7 protein-coding genes and 2 tRNA genes are annotated in these 8,133 nt (G+C 33.3%); 1 reads left to right on the forward strand and 8 read right to left on the reverse strand.

The features are described 5' to 3' along the window. Positions 1–69 precede the first annotated feature (69 nt). The 8 genes from rlmH to LQ668_RS12175 all read right to left on the reverse strand — a co-directional run bounded on the left by rlmH (position 70) and on the right by LQ668_RS12175 (position 6,662). The gene (rlmH, locus tag LQ668_RS12140) at positions 70–549 is read right to left on the reverse strand and encodes a 23S rRNA (pseudouridine(1915)-N(3))-methyltransferase RlmH (protein WP_119634114.1); all 480 of its coding nucleotides are present in this window, start codon (positions 547–549) and stop codon (positions 70–72) included. 295 nt (positions 550–844) lie between these two features. Further along, positions 845–1,627 (reverse strand): MBL fold metallo-hydrolase, encoded by a 783-nt coding sequence (locus tag LQ668_RS12145; protein ID WP_107509124.1) that lies wholly within the window; start codon positions 1,625–1,627, stop codon positions 845–847. Positions 1,628–1,667: 40 nt separating this feature from the next. Beyond that, positions 1,668–2,459, reverse strand: coding sequence for a two-component system regulatory protein YycI (locus LQ668_RS12150; protein ID WP_239710574.1), 792 nt, complete (start codon positions 2,457–2,459; stop codon positions 1,668–1,670). Next, positions 2,459–3,781, reverse strand: a complete 1,323-nt coding sequence (locus LQ668_RS12155; RefSeq protein WP_107509115.1) for a YycH family regulatory protein — start codon at positions 3,779–3,781, stop codon at positions 2,459–2,461. The genes LQ668_RS12150 and LQ668_RS12155 overlap by 1 nt, the downstream gene beginning before the upstream one ends. Further along, positions 3,774–5,615 (reverse strand): cell wall metabolism sensor histidine kinase WalK, encoded by a 1,842-nt coding sequence (gene walK / locus LQ668_RS12160; RefSeq protein ID WP_239732850.1) that lies wholly within the window; start codon positions 5,613–5,615, stop codon positions 3,774–3,776. The genes LQ668_RS12155 and walK overlap by 8 nt, the downstream gene beginning before the upstream one ends. Before the next feature lie 9 nt (positions 5,616–5,624). Then, complete coding sequence (yycF, locus tag LQ668_RS12165; protein ID WP_078357211.1) at positions 5,625–6,326, reverse strand: response regulator YycF; 702 nt, start codon at positions 6,324–6,326, stop codon at positions 5,625–5,627. 168 nt (positions 6,327–6,494) lie between these two features. Continuing rightward, positions 6,495–6,567 (reverse strand) — tRNA-Asp (locus LQ668_RS12170). 20 nt (positions 6,568–6,587) lie between these two features. Further along, positions 6,588–6,662: transfer RNA gene (locus LQ668_RS12175), tRNA-Glu, on the reverse strand. 108 nt (positions 6,663–6,770) lie between these two features. Between LQ668_RS12175 and LQ668_RS12180 the strand changes: the two genes are divergently transcribed. Next, positions 6,771–7,655: a YitT family protein gene (locus tag LQ668_RS12180; RefSeq protein ID WP_078357210.1), complete on the forward strand. Its 885-nt coding sequence runs from the start codon at positions 6,771–6,773 to the stop codon at positions 7,653–7,655. Positions 7,656–8,133 lie beyond the last annotated feature (478 nt).

Consider the following 8,133-nt stretch of genomic DNA (forward strand, 5'->3'; position numbering starts at 1 on the left):
GAATCAACAAGGAAGAAATTCATTATAAATCTTGAATTTCTTCCTTGTTTAATTTTATAAGAAACCGCATCATTTATGATATGCTTCCCCTCGCATTATCTTAAATGCTCTATATACTTGCTCCATCAACACGACTTTCATCATTTGATGTGGGAATGTCATTTTGCTGAATGATAGTGCGTAGTTGCTGCGTTTTAATACTTTGCTATGTAATCCGTTTGATCCGCCGATGATAAATGTGATGTGTGAGTTTCCTCTTGTCATCAGGCTATCGATTTCTTTACTGAGTTGTTCGCTTGTGAGCATTTTACCTTGTATTTCCAGGGTAATAACGTAACTGTCTTGTTTGATTTTAGACATGATTCTGTCCGCTTCTTTTTCCTTCACGATTTCTATGTCTTTTTCACTCATATTGTCTGGTGCTTTTTCGTCTGCTACTTCGATTAATTCAGTTTTGGTATAGGCACCTAGTCTTTTATTATATTCTTCTACGGCTTGTTTCCAGTATTTCTCTTTTAGTTTGCCGACTGTTATGATTGTTATTTTCATCATTATCCACCTTTATTCATTATCTTAAAAGTTATCCACAAGTTATTAACTTATACACAGTTTTATTTCTTATTATATCAACAATCGAAAATTTGTGAATGTTTTCTTAATATTTAGTTGTTTATTTTTATACATTTTGTTGTGATTTATCCACTGAATTATATACATTGTGGATAAATCAGTGGATAACCTACTTACTTATACACAGATTGTGGACAGTTGTGTATAACTGTGGGTATATATGTGTACAAACTAAAAAGATATCCCCGATTCTGAAATTGGGGATATCTTTTGTTTATATATAATATATTGGTGTTGCTTTTTCTTTATCTGTGTCACACAATATGACTTCTTTATTTGTATCTATATCATTTTCATTTAATACTTGTCCTACGCTCATTCTTGCTAAGTCTTTCATATTATTATCTAGACTTAAGTGAGATAGATAAATACGTTTCGTACTTCCTGTTATCACATCACACATGGCATATGCTGCATCTTCATTTGATACGTGACCCATATCACTTAATATACGTTGTTTGGTCTTCCATGGGTATCTACCCATTCTTAACATATCTACATCGTGATTGCTTTCAAATACAAATGCATCACTTCCATGTATCATACCTTTCATTCTGTCTGACACGTATCCTGTATCTGTAATCATTGTTAATTTCTTATAGTCATGATTAAAGATGTAGAATTGTGGATCTATTGCATCATGTGACACACTGAATGATTCAATATCAATACCTGCTAATGTCTTTGTTTCATATGGTTCAAAGTTGAACTTTTGATCAAGTGGTATATTTTTATCTTTAGCATCTATCATTTGCCATGTCTTCTTGTTGGCATAGATAGGTAATTTATACTTTCTTGCAAGCACACCTAATCCTTTTATGTGATCGATATGTTCGTGGGTTACTAAGATGCCTTCTAAGTCGCTGATATTACGGTCTATTTGTTGAAACAGGCCTTCTAATTTTTTACCTGTTAATCCAGCGTCTACGAGTAGGCTTCCATTATCTGATTCTATATAAGTGGCATTTCCTGTACTGCCACTTGCGAGTACGCTCATTGCGATCACAAGTGTTCATCTCCTTTAATTACTGCTTCTCTTAAGATTCTTCTAGTACGGTTGATTCAGGTTTCATTGCATCGATGTACAATACTTTTGTTTTACTTTTGCCGTCTTCTTCGGATTTAATTTTCACTTCCCATGAAGGTACTAGTACTTGTCCTCCAATTTCTTTAACGACACTGTAATAACCTAATCTCACGGATTCTACTTTATCACCTTTTTTTAGGTATGTGTTGTAATACAATGTTTCTAAAGCTGTCTTAGCGTTTACAATTTTTTGCTTATTGTTATTATCTCCATTACCAGGTTTAAGTTTATCTAAATATGTTTGTGTATATTTATTTGCTTTACCGTTTTCCATTTCAAAGACGATTTGACCTTTACTATTATTTAGTATTGGCAAATCTTCATAATTTTGTTCGTAGACTACTTTATTTTTATTCGAGTTGTTGTTCTGATATTGATATTCTTTACCTTTAAAAGATTCTTTGTTGATAAAGTTTTTGAACGATTCTTGTTTACTATCTTTATCTAGATCTACATTTATATCTTTATTAATCTGTGTGTCTTTTTCAGTTAGTGAATACACACCTTCAAGCTCATCAGCATTAAATGACTTACTGCTTCCTGTTATAGCTTGCATTTCTTTATCTTTATAATCTGGTAACTGTGGAATATCTATTCCTTCTTTTGAAAAGTTTACCTCTGATTGTGCATTAGATTCTTGGACTATCGAGTTGTTCACTTTATTAAAGTAAACAACAACTAATCCAATGTTGATTAGAATGAACACAATAATGAAGAGTGACTTGGCATGTTTCCAATCCATTAAGCTAGCCCTCCATTCTCGTATCTTTTCCATTCATCGTCATATTTAATGTACCATTTTGGCGTGAATTCAATTGTATCTTGTAAGTTATCAAGTTCATCATTTGGTAATGATAAATCATATCCAATTGCCATATTCGTAACTTTATTGAAATCTATTTCTCCATTAGAAGCTAAACCATATCTAACTTCTTCAGATGATGGTAATTCATCTGCTTCTTTTTTAGATGGTACAGCTACACCAGTTGTAATCAAGCCTCTGTTGTATTCATTAATGGCATTTCTACCCCACACAGCTTCAATTGAAGATAACTTATCATCATTAAATACTGGGTAGTTGTTTAAGAACATTTGGTAATCTATTTTACCTGTCTTTTGATCTGTATTAAATAATCGGAATTCATCAGTATACCCTGCATGTTCATTAATAAATTTAAATGAATTCGTAATAGACTTAGAAATATCTTTTTGCTGATTTTCATCTTCGGATAAATTTGTATAACGGTATGTTTGCTTCTCTTCGTTTACTGTAGAAATACCCGTGTTATTATTATACGTTGAAACTTGATCTTCGTTACTACGCGCAATAACAGAATCTCCAAGAATGACATCATTTAAATCAGATACAGATATTTTGTTAGTCACATAACGATATACATTCATGCTATAAGCATTTTCAGGTGCATAAATTTGATTAATTTCATTCGTCGTTGTTTCATTCGTAATAATGCCTGTATAAGGTTTTAAATCTTTCGCAACTTCTTTATTCATTTGATCAAATTTATGACTTTTCATCGTTGTCTGTAACTTTACTGCTTTTTGCTTATTCTCACTTAACAAATAAACATTCGCTTCATTTGTTGACTTCGTATCTACTAAAATTCTATCAAAATTAACACTAGGATAATAACTCATATTCATACCTAATACTTGATTCAAATACATTTCACTAGGGACACTGTCAGGGAAGTCTAAAATTGTATAGCGTTCAGATAAATCTTCAAGTTGCACAACTGACTCGCTACTTAAGACATCTACCTTCTTAACTTCTTTACTCAACATTTGATCCGTTACCTTTTTGATATCTTTCATATTAGACGTCCCTTTCACGTCCGTACCATTACGATTAATCATTCTAAAAGGCATAATCACACTATCGATAGGCTTACTAATCTTGGGTCCAATAGAAGGTGTATCAGCATTAACATCCGTTTCCAAGTCAGTCAATTCAGGTGTAAATGTCCATACACGGTATGTCATAAACACACTAATTAGAACGAGGATTATGAGAATAGCAGATTTAATAACTTCTCTATTACGCATCCCAATCACCAAACCCATCTTCTATGAATTCACATGGCAAAGTAATATAAATGGATGTGCCTTGACCTTCTTTACTATTCGCCCATATTCTACCTTTATGTGCTTCTACGATTTCTTTAGTAATCGCTAAACCTAATCCAGTGCCGCCCATCTTACGTGCTCTTGCTTTATCTACTCTATAAAATCGATCAAATATTTTATCAACTTTATTAACTGGAATACCGATACCATTATCTTTAATCTGTATCGTCATTCTGTTATATAACGTATTTTGTTTCACATGAAACTCTACACGTTTATGAGATTCTTGAGAATATTTAATCGCATTTGTAATAACATTATCAAACACTTGAGTCATTTTATCAGGATCGATTTCAACAAATAATCCTTTAACAGGTATGTCACGTATAAACGTTACATTCTTACCTTGAGTCATTTCATGTCTATTGATAATTTTATTAATGAACATATTAAAGTCAATTAACTCTGAATTCATCTGATCACTCGAGCTATCCATTTTAGATAGTTGTAATAGATCGTTAACTAAACGAATCATACGATCTGTTTCTTCACGCGTAACATTTAAGAATGTTGGCGCAACTTCTGGATCACGCCAAGCCCCTTCTTCTAGTGCTTCTATATAACTTCTCATTGATGTTAATGGCGTACGTAATTCATGTGAAACATTCGCAACAAATTCGCGTCGTTCATTTTCTAGAATATGTTGTTCAGTAACATCGTGTAATACCGCAATATAACCATTTATAAAGCCTGTATCTTGTATGATTGTACTGAAGTTAACACGAGCGATTATGCCTTCTTCTTCGTTTACATCAATAATGAAGCTATCATTATTCTCCTGTAAATCATCTAATGAATAATTATCATCAATATTAAGAATGTCTAGTATATGTTTAGCTTCTACATCTGAACGCTCTAAACCTAACATTTTAAGCGCCATTTCATTGATAATACGTACACGACCACGTCTGTCTGTCGCTAATACACCATCACTCATATGTGTAATAACTGAATCAAGTCGTCGTTTCTCACTTTCAGTATTCGCTTGAGCTTCTTGTACACGCTTCGATAAATTATTGAATGAAAGTGCAAGTTCGCCAATTTCATCATTCCCATATATTTTAACGCGCTGTGTATAGTTACCTTTAGACATTTCTAAAGTTTGGTTACGCATATCTGATATTGGTTTCGTAATTGTTCTCGCAATAAAGAAACCGAGCACAATTGTGATCAATAATGAGATTGCTGTACCTATAATGAAAATTTGGTTAATGTTGTTTAACTGTTCATATACAGAATCAATATCTGATTCTACATAAATATCCCCAACAACTTTACCTTCGTATTCAACAGGTTTATTTTTAATCCATACTCGGTTACTATCCGAGGAATCATTTTTCAAAACGATTTTATCATTTGCTTTGCCTAATGATAACGCCTTTTTTACAGAGCTATCGTTTACTTTTTGATTGACGGTATTTTGATTTGTAGCTTTAGATGTCGCAACGATGATTTGATCTTGGTCAATAAACCTAATCTCATCAATTTCAGTTCGGTTTGCGTAGTCATCTAATATACTTTGTATCTCTTTTTGGAAGTTCCGATTAGGATCTTCTGAATTGTACGTTTTCTTTATGTTGTAATTAATCTGTTTCACGTGTTGTTCAATGTTCGTCTTGAAGTTACGTGTTAGTTCCTTCTCAAGGCTGTTTGTAAAATATAAACCGATAATTTGCATACCAATAATGATTAATAAAACATAAATGACGACAAGTTTAATGTGTAAGGACTGAAATTTCTTTAGCCAATTCATATGATCAGCCTACTCTTGCGTTTGTAGGAAATAACCCACACCCCTACGCGTAACGATATATTCTGGGTGAGATGCATCGTCTTCGATTTTTTCACGTAGTCGACGTATTGTCACGTCAACAGTACGCACATCACCGAAATAATCATAACCCCACACTGTTTGAAGTAAGTGTTCACGCGTCATAACTTGTCCAATATGTTTAGCTAAGTAATGGAATAATTCAAACTCACGATGTGTTAATTCGATATCCACACCACGTTTTTTAATTGAATATGCATCCGGGTACACTGTAATATCTTTAATAACAATTTCATTTGTTTCTTCATCTTCAGTTTGAGTAGGTTGTGAATAATGTCTACGCAAGTTCGCTTTAACACGGGCAATCAATTCACGTGTTGAAAATGGTTTAGTTACATAATCATCTGCACCAAGCTCAAGACCTAAAACTTTATCAATTTCTGAGTCTTTAGCTGTTAACATAATGATTGGCATTTCAAATTTCTTACGAACCTCTCGACATACTTCCATGCCATCTCTACCAGGTAACATAATATCTAAGAGCACTATGTCTGGTTCTTCTGCATATATTAAATCTACTGCGTCATCACCGTCATACGCGCAATAAACATCATAACCTTCTTTTTTTAAGTTAAATTCAAGTATATCTGCAATTGGTTTTTCATCATCAACGACTACTATTTTTCTAGCCATGCTATTTACCTCATTTCTTTTTGAAAATAAGTATCTTCAAGCACACAATTGTGCATGATATCCTATACTATAATTTAACACTATTTGTCCATTAATTCTATTGTTTGATGTTATTCTATAATTGAACAACAAAAAAATGCTTATCGTTATTACGATAAGCATTAAAAGCGGTCCCGACGGGAATCGAACCCGCGATCTCCTGCGTGACAGGCAGGCATGTTAACCGCTACACCACGGGACCTTATATGTATATAATTTAGATGGTGACCCCTACGGGACTCGAACCCGTGTTACCGCCGTGAAAGGGCGGTGTCTTAACCGCTTGACCAAGGGGCCTATATTAGACACAAGATTGATTATAGCATGACTATTATACAGAAGACAAGATTTTATTTTAAATTTTTTATATAATATAAAATAGAAGTAATAAAAAGGGATGATGATATGGAGCAAGCGCAAGTTATTAAAAAAGGACACCGTAAATTAAGTAAAGGAGAAATCCTTAAACGGTTCATTTTTATCACAATCGGGAGTGTTTTAATGGGTGTCGGGTTAGAACTATTCCTAGTACCAAACAAATTACTCGATGGAGGAATTGTAGGGATTGCGATTATTTTAAGCCATTTAACAAATTTGAAACTCGGACTATTTATATTCTTACTAAATATCCCCTTTTTCTTTTTAGGTTATAAACAAATTGGTAAAACATTCACGATTTCAACAATATATGCCATAACAGTCTTATCAATTACAACTGCTTATTTACATCATTTTGACCCATTTATCAAAGAGACATTTCTAGTTACTATTTTCGGTGGGGCAATTATAGGACTAGGCGTCGGTCTAGTTATTAGATATGGTGGATCTTTAGACGGATCAGAAATCAGTGCAATATTGATAAGTAGTAAAGCACCGTTTTCAGTCGGAGAAATCGTGATGCTTATTAATTGTTTCATATTCACAGCTGCAGGCTTTGTATTCAACTGGGAGTCAGCTATGTTTTCGGTTATAGCATATTTTATAGCAGCTAAGATGATTGACGTGACAGTACAAGGATTTGATGAATCTAAAGCAGTATGGATAATCAGTGATACATATCGAGACATAGGAGAAGCAATCAACGACCGTCTAGGTAGAGGTGTTACATACCTTAATGGAGAAGGCGCATATACAGGAGAAGATAAAAAAGTAGTGTTCTGCGTAATCACACGATTAGAAGAATCTAAATTAAAGGATATTGTTACAGAAATAGACAATACAGCATTCCTATCAATAGGAGATGTTAGCGAAGTAAAAGGTGGACGCTTTAAAAAAAGAGAAATCCATTAACAAATTGACTAAAAACGCATGAGAATTAATGATTACACTATCGTTTTTTTAGACATCTATGTGAGCGGGTAGTCTAAAGAATGGTTAGTTACATAGTAGATGGTTGAGATTCATGTCTACAGTCATAGTTGTTCTTACAAATTGAGTTCTTGTGCTTTTTTATTCCAATTTTATGTAGTGATTAATATATTATGAGAAATACAGGCCGATAAATATTTTTATCGGCCTGTATTTTTGATTTTCGGGTCGCTATTTATTTTTATCGGCCTGTATTTTCGATTTTCGGGTCGCTATTTATTTTTATCGGCCTGTATTTCTCGTTTTCGGGTCGCTATTTATTTTTATCGGTCCGTATTTCTCATTTCTGGACCGCTATTTATTTTTATCGAATATGTCCATATAATTGTGTAATAAAATAAGAGCCATATATAGCTCACTTTAGTACAATGTAATCGACGAAGAAAAATTGTAGAGGTGA

It is taken from the genome of Mammaliicoccus sp. K-M42 (assembly GCF_022386375.1).
GTDB classification, from domain to species: domain Bacteria; phylum Bacillota; class Bacilli; order Staphylococcales; family Staphylococcaceae; genus Mammaliicoccus; species Mammaliicoccus fleurettii.

Bases quoted from the DNA above. Each gene is read 5' to 3' on its own strand.
- LQ668_RS12180 (WP_078357210.1), top strand. From the start codon at position 6,771: ATGGAGCAAGCGCAAGTTATTAAAAAAGGACACCGTAAATTAAGTAAA.
- rlmH (WP_119634114.1), bottom strand. From the start codon at position 549: ATGAAAATAACAATCATAACAGTCGGCAAACTAAAAGAGAAATACTGG.
- LQ668_RS12145 (WP_107509124.1), bottom strand. From the start codon at position 1,627: ATGAGCGTACTCGCAAGTGGCAGTACAGGAAATGCCACTTATATAGAA.
- LQ668_RS12155 (WP_107509115.1), bottom strand. From the start codon at position 3,781: ATGCGTAATAGAGAAGTTATTAAATCTGCTATTCTCATAATCCTCGTT.
- yycF (WP_078357211.1), bottom strand. From the start codon at position 6,326: ATGGCTAGAAAAATAGTAGTCGTTGATGATGAAAAACCAATTGCAGAT.
- LQ668_RS12150 (WP_239710574.1), bottom strand. From the start codon at position 2,459: ATGGATTGGAAACATGCCAAGTCACTCTTCATTATTGTGTTCATTCTA.
- walK (WP_239732850.1), bottom strand. From the start codon at position 5,615: ATGAATTGGCTAAAGAAATTTCAGTCCTTACACATTAAACTTGTCGTC.